The sequence below is a fragment of the Exiguobacterium sp. UBA3491 genome, from assembly GCF_002377745.1.
GTDB lineage: Bacteria > Bacillota > Bacilli > Exiguobacteriales > Exiguobacteriaceae > Exiguobacterium_A.
On sequence record NZ_DFQK01000009.1, the window covers coordinates 115,211 to 131,329 of the forward strand.

A 16,119-nucleotide genomic window follows, 5' to 3' on the forward strand; every position below is an offset into this window, starting at 1 on the left:
TTCATCACACTCCTAGGAAAGTAGTTAAGTCCTGTTCGAGCTTGCGCAATGCATTGCCACGATGACTGATCATCGCTTTTTCTTCTTTCGTCAACTCAGCAGCCGTTTGTCCACTTGCCGTGACGAACAATGGGTCATAACCGAAACCGTTCGATCCCTTTGCTTCAAAACCGATTCGCCCTTCCATTGTTCCGCGTACCGTCAATGTTTCGCCTGTTGGTTTTGCTAGCGCGAGTACACAAACGAAGCGTGCCGTCCGCTCCTCTTCCGGAACACCTTCTAACTTTTCAAGTAGTAGAGCGTTGTTCGCTGCATCCGACTTTTCAAGACCCGCGAAGCGTGCCGAGTAGACACCTGGAGCGCCATCTAAAGCATCGACTTCAAGACCTGAATCGTCAGCAAGTACTGCGTGACCAAAGTAGGCTGCTGCTTCTGTTGCTTTTAAGAGTGCATTCTCCTCGAATGTTTCACCTGTCTCATCCGTTTCTTTAGCATCCGCATGATCGAGTAACGACTCGACTGTATAGCCGAGACGCCCAAGCATGCTTTTGAGTTCCTTCACTTTACCAGCGTTATGTGTTGCGACGATGACTTTCATTTATGCTCCCCCACTTCTTCTCCTACATACCACCACGAAACACCGAGTGCCTCGCGACCGGTTTCAATCAGTTCCTTAATACCTTTTTCCCCAAGTTCGAGCATTTCGAGCATCTCTTGACGGGAAAAGGTCGACTCTTCTCCTGTTGCTTGCATCTCGACGATTTTACCGGATGACGTCATGACGAGATTGAAGTCGACTTCAGCTGCAGCATCCTCTTCGTAGCATAAATCAAGTAAGGCATTCGATCCGACGATTCCAACTGAGATGGCGGCGATGCCCTCTTTGATTGGTGTATCGGTCAATTTTCCCGCTTGAATCAGTTGATCGATAGCTCGAACGAGTGCTAAAAATCCACCGGTGATCGATGCTGTTCGTGTTCCGCCATCAGCTTGAATGACGTCACAATCGATCCAGATCGTCCGTTCACCAAGTTTTTCTAAATCGACGACCGCCCGAAGTGATCGGCTAATGAGACGTTGGATTTCCATCGTCCGCCCCGTCTGTTTGCCGCGAACGGCTTCTCGTGCAGTCCGCTGAGCGGTTGCCCGCGGTAACATCGAATATTCCGCATTGATCCAGCCTTGGCGTTTTCCACGTAGAAATGGTGGTACCCTTTCCTCGACGGTCGCCGTGCAGAGGACTTTCGTATCACCCAGTTCAATCAAAATCGAACCTTCCGCGTGTTTATTGATGTCAACTGATAACTGTACTGGACGGAGATCGTCCGCCGTTCGTTGGTCTGTCCGCATTTAATCTTCCTCCGTTCCAAGGACGATGCGCTCCGCATGAATGGGCTGATCGAGCCAGTCCGTTGCAATTTGGTCGAATGAGCGGATATCGCCTGTCGCGTAATAACGATGTTCTGGTGTTTGTGTCACATCTGCTGAAATCGTGTTGTAGTCAAGTAGTGCTGCTACTTCGAGTGCGGTTTCATCCCCTGAAGAGATGAGTTGAACGCCTGGTCCGATGACCCGTCCAATGACATCTGCTAAAAGCGGATAATGGGTGCACCCGAGTATTAGTGTATCCATATCGTAATTCATCAAAGGTCGTAGCGTATTCGCCACGACACGTTCGACGTATGCGCCATCCGTCTGCATCGACTCGACGAGCGGAACGAATGGCGGGCACGCTAACGATTCAACGACGACTTGTCCTTCGACATGTCGTAATGCCTTCTCGTAGGAATTACTTGTAATCGTCATCTTCGTTCCGATGACACCGATTCGTTTCGTACGTGTCACCTTGACTGCTGCACGGGCACCCGGATCGATGACACCGATGACAGGTATATTTAAACGTTCTCGCGCTTCTTTTAAGACGACAGCCGTAGCTGTATTACAGGCGATCACAATCAATTTCACATCTTGTTGTACGAGATAATCAATCATCTCCCACGTAAACTCACGAATTTCTTCTTCTGGACGCGGACCATACGGACAACGTAGTGTATCCCCGACATAGATGATTCGCTCATGGGGCAACTGTCGCATCAATTCACGTGCGACCGTCAATCCACCGACTCCGGAATCCAGTACTCCAATCGCTCGATTCACTCTTCTCCACCTCTTTCTATCAATCTTATGGTAACAAAAAAGGACGACGGTGCAAGACCGACGTCCGAGAATGTACGATTACAGGATTACTGAGCAAGACCTTCGCTAGTCAGCATATCTGAAAGAGTCGTGATTGCTTCAGAAGCATCGTCACCGTTTGCAACGATTTTGATATCTGAATCTTTCGCGATTCCGAGTGAAAGAACACCCATGATTGACTTCAAGTTGACAGTCTTTCCGTTGTATTCCAAGTTGATGTCTGATTGGAATTTAGAAGCTGTGTTGACGAGCTGAGTAGCGGGACGAGCGTGAATGCCTGAATCCGCGATGACTTTGAATGTTTTTTCCATGATTAAGAAATCTCCCTTCACTAATAACGTACTAGTGAGTCGTTTTCGAATATGTGAACTCATTATCAAATGATAACGGATTCGAATCGATTCTGCAAGGAATTTTTATATGCCTCACTCCATGGGAATGCTTTCCCGGCACGATTGATTTGTACCATCGATGTCCGTCCTGTGAACATCAGTTCACCCTGTTCATCAAATGCCGCATAATGGACGTCACACGATGCACTTCCGACATGTACTGGGTACGCATAGACGGCGAGACGTGTCCGTGGATACACTTGGCGAATGTAATTACACTGGGCATCCGCAACGACGATGATCCCGTCTTCTGCAAGCGAGTATCCGGTCTCCTCTAACATCAATGTCCGAACGTCCTCGAAATAGATGAACGGTACCCTGTTATTCATATGACCATAGGCATCCGTCTCTGCAAAACGAACAGCGACGTCGAGTCGTGTTCCATGTTTCATTTGTTCAAGCCATGATTCGAGTTCTGAAATATAAGCTGGTACGCGCACAATCGGTTCCTCCTGTCTGAATGAAAAAAGAAGGAGCAGGCTCCTTCTTTAATAACTTATGAACTAACTGCTTCACCTGTCCGTCCTTCGTCACTACCGAAGAACTTCTTGAATGAGTGAAGTGTCGTCTGACGGTTCATCGCTGCGATCGAAGTCGTCAGCGGAATGCCTTTCGGACAAACCTCGACACAGTTTTGAGCATTACCGCACTGCATGATCCCGCCATCTTCCATCAACGCTTCAAGACGTTCTTCCTTATGGAAGGCACCTGTTGGATGCGAGTTGAATAGACGAACTTGCGAGATCGATGCTGGTCCGATGAACGTCGAACGATCGTTAACGTTCGGACATGCTTCGAGACACACGCCACATGTCATACATTTCGATAACTCATACGCCCATTGACGTTTGTTCTCTGGCATCCGTGGTCCTGGACCTAAGTCGTACGTTCCATCGATCGGGACCCATGCTTTAACTTTTTTCAACGCATCAAACATGCGCTGACGGTCGACTTGAAGGTCACGAACGATTGGGAATGTCTGCATCGGTTGAAGGCGGATCGGTTGTTCGAGTTTATCGACGAGTGCCGTACACGATTGACGTGGTGTACCGTTGATGACCATGGAACAAGCGCCACATACTTCTTCTAGACAACCCATATCCCAGTTGATCGGTGTCGTTTTTTCACCGGCTGCATTCACAGGATTACGACGAATCTCCATTAAAGCAGAGATGACGTTCATGTTCGGACGGTACGGAATTTCAAACGCTTCATCATACGGTTTACCATCAGGTCCATCTTGACGTTGAACGATGAATTGAACCGATTTTTGCGTAGTAGATGATTCGAGTGGTGTCGCCATTATGCTTTCACCTCTTTCTTCGACTTCTTACTGTAGTCGCGTTTCCGCGGTGGAATCAACGACGTGTCGACATCTTCATAGAAGATTTCTGGATGACCATTCGTATAACGAGCCATCGTTGTCTTCAAGAACTGTTCATCATTACGTTCCGGGAAGTCCGGTTTGTAGTGCGCCCCGCGACTCTCGTCACGTTTTAAGGCGCCGAGCGTAATTGCTTCGGCTAAGTCGAGCATGTGATCGAGCTGACGGATGAACGACGCTCCTTGGTTACTCCAACGCGCTGTGTCCGTTGCCGAAATGCGCGTGAACCGATCACGAAGTTCCTTGATTTTCGTGAGTGTCTCTTCGAGCTTATCGTTATAACGGACGACCGTGACATTATCCGTCATGATTTCTCCAAGTTCACGGTGGATCTGATACGCGTTTTCTGTACCTTCCATCGATAAGATATCGTTAAAACGATTGATTTCTTCGATCTTATGCGCTTCGACGACGTCTTCGCTCATCTCATGAACCGATGTCTCAAGTTCATTCATATAGGCGATTGCTGACGGTCCGGCGACCATTCCACCATATACCGCAGAAAGAAGTGAATTCGCTCCGAGACGGTTTCCTCCGTGCATCGAATAATCACATTCGCCTGCTGCGAATAGTCCAGGAATATTCGTCATCTGATCGTAGTCGACCCATAGTCCACCCATTGAATAGTGAACAGCCGGGAAAATTTTCATCGGTACTTTTCGTGGATCATCACCGACGAACTTTTCGTAGATTTCAAGGATCCCACCGAGTTTGACGTCGAGTTCTTTTGCGTCTTTATGTGATAGATCAAGATAGACCATGTTCTCCCCGTTGACTCCGAGTTTTTGATTGACACAGACGTCAAAAATCTCGCGTGTCGCGATATCTCGTGGGACAAGGTTTCCGTATGCCGGATATTTCTCTTCAAGGAAGTACCAAGGTTTACCGTCTTTATACGTCCAGACGCGACCGCCCTCACCACGTGCTGATTCACTCATGAGACGTAATTTATCATCACCAGGAATCGCTGTCGGGTGAATCTGAATGAACTCACCGTTCGCATAGATCGCACCTTGACGATAGACAGCTGCTGCCGCTTGTCCTGTGTTAATGACCGAGTTCGTCGATTTTCCGAAGATGACACCAGGACCACCTGTCGCGAGGATGACAGAATCCGCGGCAAATGCCTCGATTTCCATCGTCCGGAGGTTTTGACAAACCGCTCCACGACAAATGCCATTGTCATCGATGATGGCACGAAGGAATTCCCATCCTTCATATTTTTCTACCAAACCTTGCGCTTCGAACTTACGAACCTGTTCATCTAATGCGTACAATAACTGTTGCCCCGTCGTCGCTCCCGCGTATGCCGTCCGGTGATGCAACGTTCCTCCGAAGCGTCGGAAGTCGAGTAACCCTTCCGGTGTCCGGTTGAACATGACACCCATGCGGTCGAACATATGGATGATCTTCGGTGCTGCTTCCGCCATTTTTTGAACAGGTGGTTGATTTGCGAGGAAGTCTCCACCGTATACCGTGTCATCGAAATGCTGATATGGTGAATCCCCTTCCCCTTTCGTATTGACTGCTCCGTTGATGCCACCTTGTGCACAAACAGAGTGTGAGCGTTTGACGGGTACGAGTGAGAATAACTTAACTGGTACGCCTTGCTCTGCTGCTTTTATCGTAGCCATCAGACCGGCAAGCCCTCCGCCGATGATGACAAGATTCTTGTTCGCCATGTTGTCAGTTCCCCTTTCCTTACAACACGCCTGCAAACGTTAAGATCGAGCGTACGCCTACAAACGATAAACCGATGAATACGAGTGCTGCCACGTAAGACATCGCCCGTTGAGATGCTGGTGACTGCGTGATTCCCCAAGTAATACAGAACGTCCAGAGTCCGTTCGCGAGGTGGAATGTCGTTGCCAAGATCCCGACGATATAGAACGCTAACATGAATCCGTTATCAACGATGTTCTGCATCATGCTCGCATCAACTTCTGTTCCCATCGCAGCGGCAATCCGAGTCTCCCAAACGTGCCATGTGATGAACACGACGAGGAACACTCCGCTAAACCGTTGCAAGACATACATCCAGTTCCGGAAATAAGTATATCGTCCCGCGTTCGCAGAACCCGTGAATGCGATGTAAACACCGTAGACACCATGCAAGATGATTGGAATGAAGATGACAAAGATCTCTAAGAACAATCGATACGGAACGCTCCCCACGAATTCCGCGGCCTTATTGAAGTCTTCCTCACCACGTACGATGAAGTAGTTCGTCGTTAAGTGCGAAAGTAAAAATAACCCGATTGGAATGACGCCGAGCAGTGAGTGTATTTTACGACTCACGAAATCACGATGATTCGCCATCCAAATCCCCCCTTTTGTTTGCCAATCAACCGTTGGCGCATTTTGGTAGAAAAGCGCTTTCATAAGGAAATTCGTCTTTTCATCACTTATTCTACTCCTGTCCTTTTTAGAAGACAACCCGAGCCGTTGCATTTAACTGCAAATTTTTTCAGGAAAACAATGACCTGCTAGAATCATCTCGGTATAATGGTTGGCAGATAGGAGTGAATCATGATGGATGTTACACCAAACCAAACACCACTTTTCGGAATCGAACTGATCCGGGATTATGTGCTGACCGATCTTCTAGGGTCGGATTATCGGCAAGTCATCTACTGGGCAGGTAAACGTCTCGCGCGTCAATTCCCTGTCGTGGATGAATCTGAATTGGCCTCATTCTTTGAACAAGCCGGTTGGGGAATGCTCGAAATCAAGAAACGTAAAGGAACGGTCATCTCGTTCGTACTGTCTCCTCCTGAAACGACGAGAGATGAACGGCCACAAGGCTACTTTCAACTCGAAGCCGGTTTCCTCGCTGAACAGTTCTCCCGTTTTAACGGATGTGTTGCGGAAGGATATGCTGAGACAAGCAAAGAGATTGTTCAAATCACGGTCCAAATCGATCCAAAAGATCCACTCGAACCAATCGGTTGAACTTTACATAGAATGTGACAGGAATCTTTATTTTCAACATCGAAATAGATTCTTGAAACTTTTTGCAGTAAGTGATCGTAAAATCATGCGTACACAAATCGCGAGGAGGAACTTTACATGTTCAAAAAACTAGCAGCAGATTTAACGGGATTCAGTGATATCGGACAAGTCATTCATCCTGATGATTTCGACAAGGCAGCCGCTGACGATTATGTTTTACATGAAGACGGCGAAAAAATCTATTTCTTGATCAAGTCCAAATCTGACGAGTATTGCTTTACGAACTTAGCCTTGATTCACCTTGATGGAGAAAGTGCTGTCAGTTCAAAACGTGTACTCTACCGCTATCCATATGCACATTATCCAATTCGCCACGTCATGTTCGAAACGGCTGGAACAGTCGACCTCGATGTCGAGATCAAGTTCGAAATCGGTGGCAAACATTATTCGATCGACGTTGATAAAAAACAACTGGAGCATGTAAAGGATCTGTATAAGACATTACTTGCCATCGCTGAAAAACAATACGAAGGACAAAAGATGCTCGAGTTCGCGAATAGCTCATTAAATCATTCGGTCACGATTCTCGGTGGTCTTCGCCAAGGCGACATGAACGTTCCGCAAACATTCAAGGAGTTGTCTGAACAATCCTTCGAGTGGCTTCAAGGTCACTACCATCAGTGGAACCAGCGTGATTTCGGTTCGTACTACGAGAAGTACATCAACAACTAATTATTTTTTAATGCCGCCCTCTTCAAGAGGACGGCATTTTTTCATTCTTCATTCGCTTGACTTAAATATTCAGCGACGGTTTCCGCTAATTTCACAGGCAATCCTGCCTCAGCCAACTGTTCGATCGTCGCACGTCTTAGACTACGCATCGACCCGAAATGACGAATCAACTGCTGGCGTCGTTTCGGTCCGACTCCTGGAACCTCGTCGAGCAATGAACGTGTCATCCCTTTTGAACGAAGCGAGCGGTGGAAGGTGATCGCGAATCGGTGGACCTCATCTTGCATGCGCTGAAGTAAATAAAATGCACTTGAGCGAGGGCTGAGTTCGATCAATTGCGCATCTTCTCCAAACAACAACTGACTCGTCCGGTGTTTGTCATCTTTTTTTAATGAGCCGACCGGCAGGGATAGGCCGAGTTCATCTTGAATGACTTCTAAAGCAGCATTCAACTGTCCGACCCCTCCGTCAATCAAGACGAGGTCCGGAAGGCGCGCTCCCTCAAGTAACAAGCGTCGATAACGCCGACGAACGATTTCCCGCATCGATTCATAGTCATCCGGTCCTTGAACCGTCCGGATCTTGAACTTCCGGTATTCTTTTTTCAGTGGTTTACCGTCTTCAAAGACGACGAGCGCCGATACGGCATCCGCTCCTTGGATGTTCGCATTATCGATGATTTCGATCCGTGACAATGGATGAACGTCGATCGCGTCAGCGAGTTCTTCGACTGCCTGAACGGTCCGTTTCTCATCTTTCGCTAACAACTCGAAGCGTTCCGAGATCGCGTTTTCAGCATTCTTCGTTGCTAGATCAAGTAATTTCCGTTTTGATCCTCGGACCGGAACGTGAATTTTAATCGAGAGCGCCTCTTTGAGCAGAAGCTGATTAACGAGTGGCGGTACATAAACTTCACTTGGTTTGATGTGCTTTTCGTAGAACTGGACGATGAAACTCTCAAGCTCTTCTGCCGGCGTACCATAGATCGGGAAAAGCGAGACATCACGTTCGATCATCTTTCCGCCGCGAAGGAAGAAGACTTGGACACACATCCAACCTTTATCGACATGAATTCCGAATACGTCGCGTGACGTCAGATCCGCTGTAATCATGTTTTGTTTGTTCATGATCGACTCGATCGCTCGGACTTGATCCCGTAATTCTCCGGCTCGCTCGAATTCCATCGTCTCGGCTGCTTCCGCCATCTTCTGTTTCAAGCTTTCGACGAGTTCCTTCGTGTCCCCGGACAAGAACCTGCGGATTTCCGAAACGAGCGCTTTTTGTTCCGACTCGAGATTCGGGATTTCGCATGGACCGAGACATTGACCAATATGATAATAGAGACAAAGTTTTTTCGGCATCGGCTGGCATTTGCGCAGCGGATATAAACGATCTAACAGACGTTTCGTTTCGTTTGCCGCATAGGCATTCGGATAAGGACCAAAATAATGACCGCCATCCTTCTTCAACTTACGCGTCGTGATCAAGCGCGGATAGGTCTCATTCGTAATCTTCAGGTAAGGGTAGGATTTATCATCCTTCAACATGATGTTATATTTCGGATCATGTTTCTTAATTAGCGTCATCTCAAGCAATAACGCTTCTAGTTCACTCGCTGTGATGATGTATTCGAAGTCACGGACTTCCGCGACGAGGCGTTCTGTCTTAATATCATGTGCTCCCGTGAAATAGGAACGGACACGATTCTTGAGATTTTTTGCTTTTCCGACATAGATGACTTCACCGAATTCATTTTTGTGCAGATAACATCCTGGCTCATCCGGCAAAAGGGATAGTTTCGCTTTGATATGTTCTTGATGTCCCAAATAAATGTCTCCTTTCACCGTTTTTAGTTTTATTCGTTCGGGTAAATACCATACATTGATTATGACATACGGAGGATGAAAAATGCGTACATATGATTGCATTGTGATCGGAACAGGTTCCGCTGGAAATCAAGCGGCTTATAAATTCGCTGAAAAAGGACTACGTGTTGCCATCGTGGAAAACTTCACTCCAGGTGGCACATGCGCACAACGTGGATGTGACGCAAAAAAAATCTTACTGACGGGTAGTGAGACGAAAGACGCTGTCGAGCGATTGCTCGGATATGGCGTAAAGGGATTAATTTCAATCGATTGGCGCCAGTTGATGGAGCGCAAGAATGAATACACGCGCGCCATCCCGGAGCAGACACGAAAGCGGTACGCGGAAGCGGACATCGACTATTTCCACGGCGAACCCCGCTTCGTCTCTTCACATCGTCTTCGAATTGGTGAAGAAGAAATCGAAGGGAAACAGTTTTTAATCGCAACCGGTCTACGACCTCGCGAATTAACTGTACCCGGTAGTGAACGTTTTATAACGAGTAATGAATTTTTAGAACTAAAGGATCTACCACGTCGACTCGTCTGTATTGGTGGCGGGTACATCTCGTTCGAGTTCGCGCATCTTGCTCGGATTGCTGGTGCAGACGTGACGATCGTCTTACGATCTGATCCTTTAAAACAATTCGAAAGTGAACTCGTCGATGTCTTACTCGACGCCACACGAGCACTTGGCATCTCGATCATCAAAGAGGCAGAAGTCGTCGCTTACGAAGAGGATTCCCTTCGTTTATCGAACGGTGATGTGTTGAAGACGGATGTCGTCTTGAATGCGACTGGACGTGTCGCAAGTATTGATCAACTTGGTCTCGAAGCCATCGGCGTTTCGCATAACGAAAAAGGAATTCATGTCAATGCGTATCTCCAGTCTTCCGTCGAACATATCTATGCCGCAGGAGATGTTGCTGTCAGCGGGAATCCGGCGTTGACACCGTTTGCCGGAACAGAAGGACGACTCGCTGCCGACAACATGCTCGAAGGGAACAACCGGAAACTGGAGCTGCTCCCTGTACCTAGCGTCGTATTCACTGCTCCGAACCTCGCCCTTGTCGGTGAGACGGAAGCTGCTTTGAAAAAAGCAGGTATTCCTTACCGTGGTCGCTTGATTGATACGTCCTCCTGGCAAACGAACGCACGGATCAAAGACAGTTTCGCTCGGGCGAAAGTGCTCGTCGGGGAAGATGATCAAGTACTCGGCGCACACTTCATCGGTGTCAATGCAGCGGAACTAGCAAACTATTTCTCGTTTGCGATGCAACACCGGATTCCAAGTACTTCGATGCAACAGACTGGATTCGCTTACCCGACACCGGCTTCAGATATCGCTTCGTTATTCGAGGATTGATAGGAGGCTTTTTGATGATTCAATACGGCTATACGATTTTATACGTTGAAGATACTGCACAGACGCTGACATTCTATCGAGACGTCCTTGGACTATCCGTCAAGGCGGAGCACGGGAGCTACATCGAGTTCGAGACCGGTCAGACGACACTCGCCTTCAATACGCGTGAAGACGTGCAACAGTTGATTCCGGATTACACGATCCCAAGCGGAAAAGCGCATCAGACGTTAGAGATTGGTTTCGTCACGGATGACGTCCCGACTCTTTTTCAGAAGGTGGTGGAGGCAGGATATGAGACCGTCCTTGCTCCTGTTAAAAAACCATGGGGGCAAGTCGTCGCCTATGTCCTCGACCCCGATGGTCACCTCATCGAACTTTGTACGCCAATGTAATCTAAAAAACAGACCGTTCTGCCTGTGCAGAACGGTCTGTTTTAATATGCAGGAAAGAATTAGTTAGATGTTTCAACGAATTCTTTAAGTGCGTCTTTTGGCATGAAGCCCATCGTTTTGTTGACAGGTTGTCCATCTTTGAAGAGAACGAGTGTCGGGATACTTTGAACTTGGAATGCTCCAGCTACTTCTGGGTTTGCATCCACGTCAACTTTAACGATTTTTACATCTTGCATGTCAGCATCGAGTTCTTCAAGAACTGGTGCGAGCATACGACATGGTCCACACCATGTTGCCCAAAAATCAACAAGAACGAGTCCTTCTTGTGTTTCTTCTTTAAATGATTGGCTAGTTGCGTGTACGATTGCCATTGATCATAACCTCCTAATGAGTAGATCAACCCGGTAAAAAAATGGGTGATCTCTTTATTGATTCGAGTATATCATAGCAGTCTCTTCCAACAAACGAAACTGCTCACGTGAAGAATTCGTAAAAAAAATACCGGTACCATCTGCATGGCACCGGTACATTCACTCATCCGTGAACAAGCATTTTTTTGAATTCAGCTGTCAATAACGGCACGACGTCAAACAAATCTCCGACGATCCCGTAGTCCGCGACAGAGAAGATATTCGCTTCTGGATCCTTATTGATCGCAACGATCACTTTTGCATTCGACATCCCCGCTAAGTGTTGAATCGCACCCGAGATCCCGCACGCGATATACAAGTCTGGTGTAACGACTTTCCCCGTCTGACCGATTTGAAGTGCATAATCGCAGTAATCCGCATCACAAGCACCACGCGAAGCACCAACTGCTCCTCCGAGAACATCCGCTAGTTCTTGTAACGGTGCGAAGCCGTCTGAGCTCTTGACACCGCGTCCACCCGCAACGATGACTTTTGCCTCTGATAAATCAACACCACCTGTTGCTTTACGTACGATGTCTGCGACGATCGTCCGTAAATCCTTCAGCTCGACTGTGACCGACTCGACCGTGCCTTGTGAACTCCCCGTTTCGAGCGGATCGATGTTATTCGGACGGACCGTAAAGAGTGTCTTGCCTTCTGCGACTTTGACTTTCTCGAATGCTTTCCCTGAATAGATCGGTCGGATGAACGTTGCTTCCGCACCTTCCCCTTCAATCGCCGTCACATCACTGATTAGACCAGCTTGCAGTTTTGCCGCGATCTTCGGTGATAGATCCTTGCCGAGCGACGTATGACCGAAGACGAGCACGTCAGGTGACGTCCGATTCATCAACTCAAGGAAGACTTGTCCATAACCGTCTGGCGTGTAGTGTAGAAGACGCTCATCCTCGACGACGAGGACTTGATCCGCTCCGCGTGACGCTAGTACGTCGGCATCCTTAGCGACATCGTGTCCAATCAGGACTGCGATGACTTCGTCTGCGACACGTCGCGCTGCTGCGATAGCCTCAAACGACACATTCCGTAAACTGCCATCCCGTGATTCTGCGAGTACTAATGCTTTTGTCATTCGTTTCTCCCCCTTAGACCACTTTTGCTTCGTTGCGTAATAATGATGCGAGCTGTGCGACTTGCTCGTTCAGTTCACCTTCAAGGACCTTACCGGCTGCTTTGTTCGGTGGTAAGAAACGTTCGATCGTCTCTAGACGTGGTGCGAGTTCATCTTCATCGAGTTCGAGATCATCGAGTTCGAGTTCTTCAAGCGGCTTCTTCTTCGCTTTCATGATCCCCGGAAGACTTGGGTAACGTGGTTCGTTCAACCCTTGCTGCGCAGTGACGAGTAACGGAAGTGTTGTTTCAATCGTTTCTGTATCCCCTTCAGCGTCGCGTGTGACGACAGCTTTCGTACCGTCGAGCTCTAGTTTCGTGATCGTCGTCACGTAAGGAATATCGAGCAATTCTGCGACGCGTGGTGCCACTTGACCACTTCCGCCATCAACTGCGACGTTTCCAGCGATGACGAGATCAACTGTCTGTTCCTTTAAATAACCAGCGAGCACTTCAGAAATCGTGAAATGATCTGCCTCTTCGATATCATCTTCAATCGAGATGCGAACTGCTTGGTCCGCTCCCATTGCGAGTGCTGTTCGTAATTCTTTGTCCGCATCTTCCGGTCCGACCGTCACGACCGTCACCGTTCCCCCTTGTGCATCACGGACACGAATCGCTTCTTCTACCGCATATTCATCGTACGGGTTAATGATGAACTCAGCGCCATCCTCATCGATTTGACCATTCTCGAGTTGGATTGCTTCTTCCGTATCGAATGTGCGTTTCAACAGTACATAGATTTCCATCTCATGCTCCCCCTTGTCGTCTATTCACCATCATTCTTTGTATCCGCTTACATGATTGTTGTCATGAAAAGGGCTTAACTCAGCCCTTTGATCAACATCCGATGGATCCCGTCGCGTGTCTCAAGCAACTCATATTTGAATCCACTTGCCATCCAGCTCGTCACGACCTCATCGATTGTTCCGAAGATCATCTGACGCGCTAATCGATAATCGAGTTCGTTTGAAAACTCGCCTGTCGTCATCCCGTGCTTGATGACACGGTCAATCAGATGCAGATACGGTTTCAAGACGGCGGCAATGTTTTGGCGCATGTCTTGGTTGGATTGACGTAGCTCGATTTGCGTGACGACAGCCAAATCATAATCGACGGATAATTGCTCAAGGTGTGCCTCGATCAATGCGGCCAATTGTTCCGTCGCTGACGTGTGATTCGCGATTTGTCCTTCGGAATATTCGATGAAGCTTCCCATTTTCGCTTGGAATAGCGAAATCAGTAGGTGTTCTTTATTCTTGAAGTACAGATAGATCGTTCCATCCGCAACACCGGCTTCCTTTGCGATGGCGGTCACCTTCGCTCCATGGTAGCCGTTTTTAGCGATGACTTTTACGGCGGCATCAATGATGCGGTCACTCTTTGACATTGTTCGTTTCATTCCACTATCTCCTAACGCATAAAATGAATGATGGTTCATTCATATTTATTCTATCATGTCATTTCGTCCTGTCAACTGCTTTCTTCGAGTTGTTTGGCACGTTCTTCTTCAACAAGAACACGGCGGAGAATCTTCCCGACGAACGTCTTCGGTAACTCTTGTCGGAATTCGTACTGCTTTGGCACTTTAAATGACGCTAACTGTTTACGACAGAATTGATCAAGCTCTTCTTCTGTGACCGTCATCTCATCCTTGACGACGATGAACGCCTTGACGGTCTCTCCACGATAGGCATCCGGAACACCGATGACGACGGCTTCCTTGACGGCCGGATGCTCGTACAAGATTTCTTCGACTTCACGTGGATAAATATTAAATCCGGAAGCAATGATTAAATCCTTTTTCCGATCGACGATCCGGAAGTAATGATCTTGGCCGATATAACCAAGGTCTCCCGTGTGCAACCAACCGTTTCGAAGAACAGCTTGCGTCTCTTCTGGTCGTTTCCAGTATCCTTTCATGACTTGCGGACCTGTGACGATGATCTCACCGATCTCACCAGGAGTTGCGGGTGTCTCTCCATCCGCTTGGACGATTTTCGCTTGCGTATCGGGTACCGGAATACCAACCGTTCCAGGAATCCGGCGATCCCAGATACAGTTCGTATGCGTCACTGGACTCGTCTCAGACAAACCATATCCTTCAACGATTCGTCCGCCCGTTAATGCTTCGAATTTTTCCTGGACTTCGACCGGCAGTGGAGCTGAACCTGAAATACAAGCTTCGATTGAAGACAGATCATATTTCTTTAGCTTCGGATGGTTCAACAGACCGACATACATCGTCGGTGCACCAGGGAACAGATTGGGTTTTTCCTTATGAATCGTTTTCAATACTTGTTCGATGTCGAATTTCGGAACGATGATTTGCTCATAGGCATTAAAAATACCGAAATTGAGGTTACATGTCATGCCATAGACATGGAAATACGGAACGACAGCTAACAGTTTTCGTCCATCTCCCCGCTCATATTTATAAAACCATTTGTCGATTTGCTCGACATTCGCACTCAGGTTATAGTGCGTCAGCATGACACCTTTTGGAGCACCTGTCGTTCCACCCGTATACTGAAGAACCGCGACATCTTCTTTCGGTTGAATCGCAATCGGTGTAATCGGTTCATAACCACGTAGCGATAAAAATGGAATCGAACCCGTCGTATCGATGATGATGTTGTTATCTTTCCGTGCTTTAATGGGATACAGTTTATTTTTAGGGAAGGGAAGGTAATCCGCGATGCTTGTTGTCACGACCGTTTTGAGTTCCGTCGCCGCTTTGACGCGAGATGCTTTCGGATAAAGTAGGTCGAGGGTTACGAGCAGATGTGCACCTGAATCGATGAGGATCTGTTCGAGTTCACGGTCCGTATAGAGCGGATTCACCTGCACGACGATTCCACCAGCATAGAGGACAGCATAATAACTGATCATATACTGGGGACAGTTCGGTAACATCAGTCCGACACGATCTCCTTTTTTGAGGCCATGCTCTTGAAGTAAACTTCCGAGTGCATGTGCTTCGTCGCACACTTCACGAAACGTCATACGTTTCCCTAAGAAACTTAAGGCACGTTGTTCTGGAAAATCAGTCGCTGCCTCATCAAGTGCCTGATAAAGAGGTATTTCTCGATAATCAATCGATACGGGTACTTGCTTTGGATAATCAGATAACCAAACGGATTCCATACGTTTCCCTCCCTGATAATGAATTACTATTCATTTTCATTATACGTTGATTTGAATTCGACATGCCAGTAAAATCCCAAAAAAGAAATTGAATCTGCTTGTTTTTTGGTTTTTTCAATCAAAATTTTAATACTAAAAAAGCAGCACCTCCCTTT

Annotated in this window: 18 protein-coding genes; 4 read left to right on the plus strand and 14 right to left on the minus strand. The window is 47.6% G+C overall.

From position 1 onward, the window contains the following. Positions 1-4: 4 nt before the first annotated feature. The 8 genes from B4F99_RS02130 to B4F99_RS02165 form a co-directional block, all read right to left on the minus strand. A complete protein-coding gene (locus tag B4F99_RS02130; protein WP_290755030.1) occupies positions 5-598 on the minus strand; it encodes an XTP/dITP diphosphatase in 594 nt (197 codons plus the stop codon). Next, positions 595-1,350, minus strand: a complete 756-nt coding sequence (rph, locus tag B4F99_RS02135; protein ID WP_214852967.1) for a ribonuclease PH — start codon at positions 1,348-1,350, stop codon at positions 595-597. The genes B4F99_RS02130 and rph overlap by 4 nt, the downstream gene beginning before the upstream one ends. Next, positions 1,351-2,157: a glutamate racemase gene (gene racE, locus B4F99_RS02140; protein WP_035406391.1), complete on the minus strand. Its 807-nt coding sequence runs from the start codon at positions 2,155-2,157 to the stop codon at positions 1,351-1,353. Positions 2,158-2,243: 86 nt separating this feature from the next. Further along, positions 2,244-2,507 carry a phosphocarrier protein HPr gene (locus B4F99_RS02145; protein ID WP_012371023.1) on the minus strand — a complete coding sequence of 88 codons (264 nt, stop codon included), beginning with the start codon at positions 2,505-2,507 and terminating at the stop codon, positions 2,244-2,246. A 65-nt stretch (positions 2,508-2,572) separates the two neighbouring features. Continuing rightward, positions 2,573-3,028, minus strand: coding sequence for an acyl-CoA thioesterase (locus B4F99_RS02150; RefSeq protein WP_290755031.1), 456 nt, complete (start codon positions 3,026-3,028; stop codon positions 2,573-2,575). A gap of 56 nt (positions 3,029-3,084) precedes the next feature. Continuing rightward, complete coding sequence (gene sdhB / locus B4F99_RS02155; RefSeq protein WP_023468986.1) at positions 3,085-3,891, minus strand: succinate dehydrogenase iron-sulfur subunit; 807 nt, start codon at positions 3,889-3,891, stop codon at positions 3,085-3,087. Next, positions 3,891-5,654 (minus strand): succinate dehydrogenase flavoprotein subunit, encoded by a 1,764-nt coding sequence (sdhA, locus tag B4F99_RS02160; protein WP_023468987.1) that lies wholly within the window; start codon positions 5,652-5,654, stop codon positions 3,891-3,893. Before sdhA ends, sdhB begins: the two co-directional genes overlap by 1 nt. A gap of 19 nt (positions 5,655-5,673) precedes the next feature. Beyond that, a complete protein-coding gene (locus tag B4F99_RS02165; protein WP_214852958.1) occupies positions 5,674-6,291 on the minus strand; it encodes a succinate dehydrogenase cytochrome b558 subunit in 618 nt (205 codons plus the stop codon). A gap of 213 nt (positions 6,292-6,504) precedes the next feature. Between B4F99_RS02165 and B4F99_RS02170 the strand changes: the two genes are divergently transcribed. Continuing rightward, positions 6,505-6,924: a DUF2507 domain-containing protein gene (locus B4F99_RS02170; protein WP_290755032.1), complete on the plus strand. Its 420-nt coding sequence runs from the start codon at positions 6,505-6,507 to the stop codon at positions 6,922-6,924. A 117-nt stretch (positions 6,925-7,041) separates the two neighbouring features. Beyond that, complete coding sequence (locus tag B4F99_RS02175; protein ID WP_023468990.1) at positions 7,042-7,656, plus strand: PH domain-containing protein; 615 nt, start codon at positions 7,042-7,044, stop codon at positions 7,654-7,656. A 41-nt stretch (positions 7,657-7,697) separates the two neighbouring features. On the opposite strand, the gene uvrC is transcribed toward B4F99_RS02175, so the two are convergent. Then, on the minus strand, positions 7,698-9,482 hold the full coding sequence (gene uvrC, locus B4F99_RS02180) for an excinuclease ABC subunit UvrC (RefSeq protein ID WP_290755033.1): 1,785 nt from the start codon (positions 9,480-9,482) through the stop codon (positions 7,698-7,700). Between the two features lie 82 nt (positions 9,483-9,564). Between uvrC and B4F99_RS02185 the strand changes: the two genes are divergently transcribed. Beyond that, the gene (locus tag B4F99_RS02185) at positions 9,565-10,887 is read left to right on the plus strand and encodes a dihydrolipoyl dehydrogenase family protein (protein WP_290755035.1); all 1,323 of its coding nucleotides are present in this window, start codon (positions 9,565-9,567) and stop codon (positions 10,885-10,887) included. A gap of 14 nt (positions 10,888-10,901) precedes the next feature. Continuing rightward, the gene (locus tag B4F99_RS02190) at positions 10,902-11,279 is read left to right on the plus strand and encodes a VOC family protein (protein ID WP_214852948.1); all 378 of its coding nucleotides are present in this window, start codon (positions 10,902-10,904) and stop codon (positions 11,277-11,279) included. Between the two features lie 59 nt (positions 11,280-11,338). Here B4F99_RS02190 and trxA read toward each other — a convergent pair whose 3' ends face one another. From trxA to B4F99_RS02215, 5 genes are all read right to left on the minus strand, one after another. Continuing rightward, positions 11,339-11,650 carry a thioredoxin gene (gene trxA / locus B4F99_RS02195; protein ID WP_023468994.1) on the minus strand — a complete coding sequence of 104 codons (312 nt, stop codon included), beginning with the start codon at positions 11,648-11,650 and terminating at the stop codon, positions 11,339-11,341. Between the two features lie 163 nt (positions 11,651-11,813). Continuing rightward, positions 11,814-12,779, minus strand: coding sequence for an electron transfer flavoprotein subunit alpha/FixB family protein (locus B4F99_RS02200; protein ID WP_214852945.1), 966 nt, complete (start codon positions 12,777-12,779; stop codon positions 11,814-11,816). 13 nt (positions 12,780-12,792) lie between these two features. Next, entirely contained in the window at positions 12,793-13,566 is a 774-nt protein-coding gene (locus tag B4F99_RS02205) for an electron transfer flavoprotein subunit beta/FixA family protein (RefSeq protein ID WP_214852942.1), read from the minus strand. Between the two features lie 74 nt (positions 13,567-13,640). Further along, a complete protein-coding gene (locus tag B4F99_RS02210; RefSeq protein WP_052018985.1) occupies positions 13,641-14,219 on the minus strand; it encodes a TetR/AcrR family transcriptional regulator in 579 nt (192 codons plus the stop codon). A 71-nt stretch (positions 14,220-14,290) separates the two neighbouring features. Next, positions 14,291-15,964 carry a long-chain-fatty-acid--CoA ligase gene (locus tag B4F99_RS02215; protein WP_290755039.1) on the minus strand — a complete coding sequence of 558 codons (1,674 nt, stop codon included), beginning with the start codon at positions 15,962-15,964 and terminating at the stop codon, positions 14,291-14,293. Positions 15,965-16,119 lie beyond the last annotated feature (155 nt).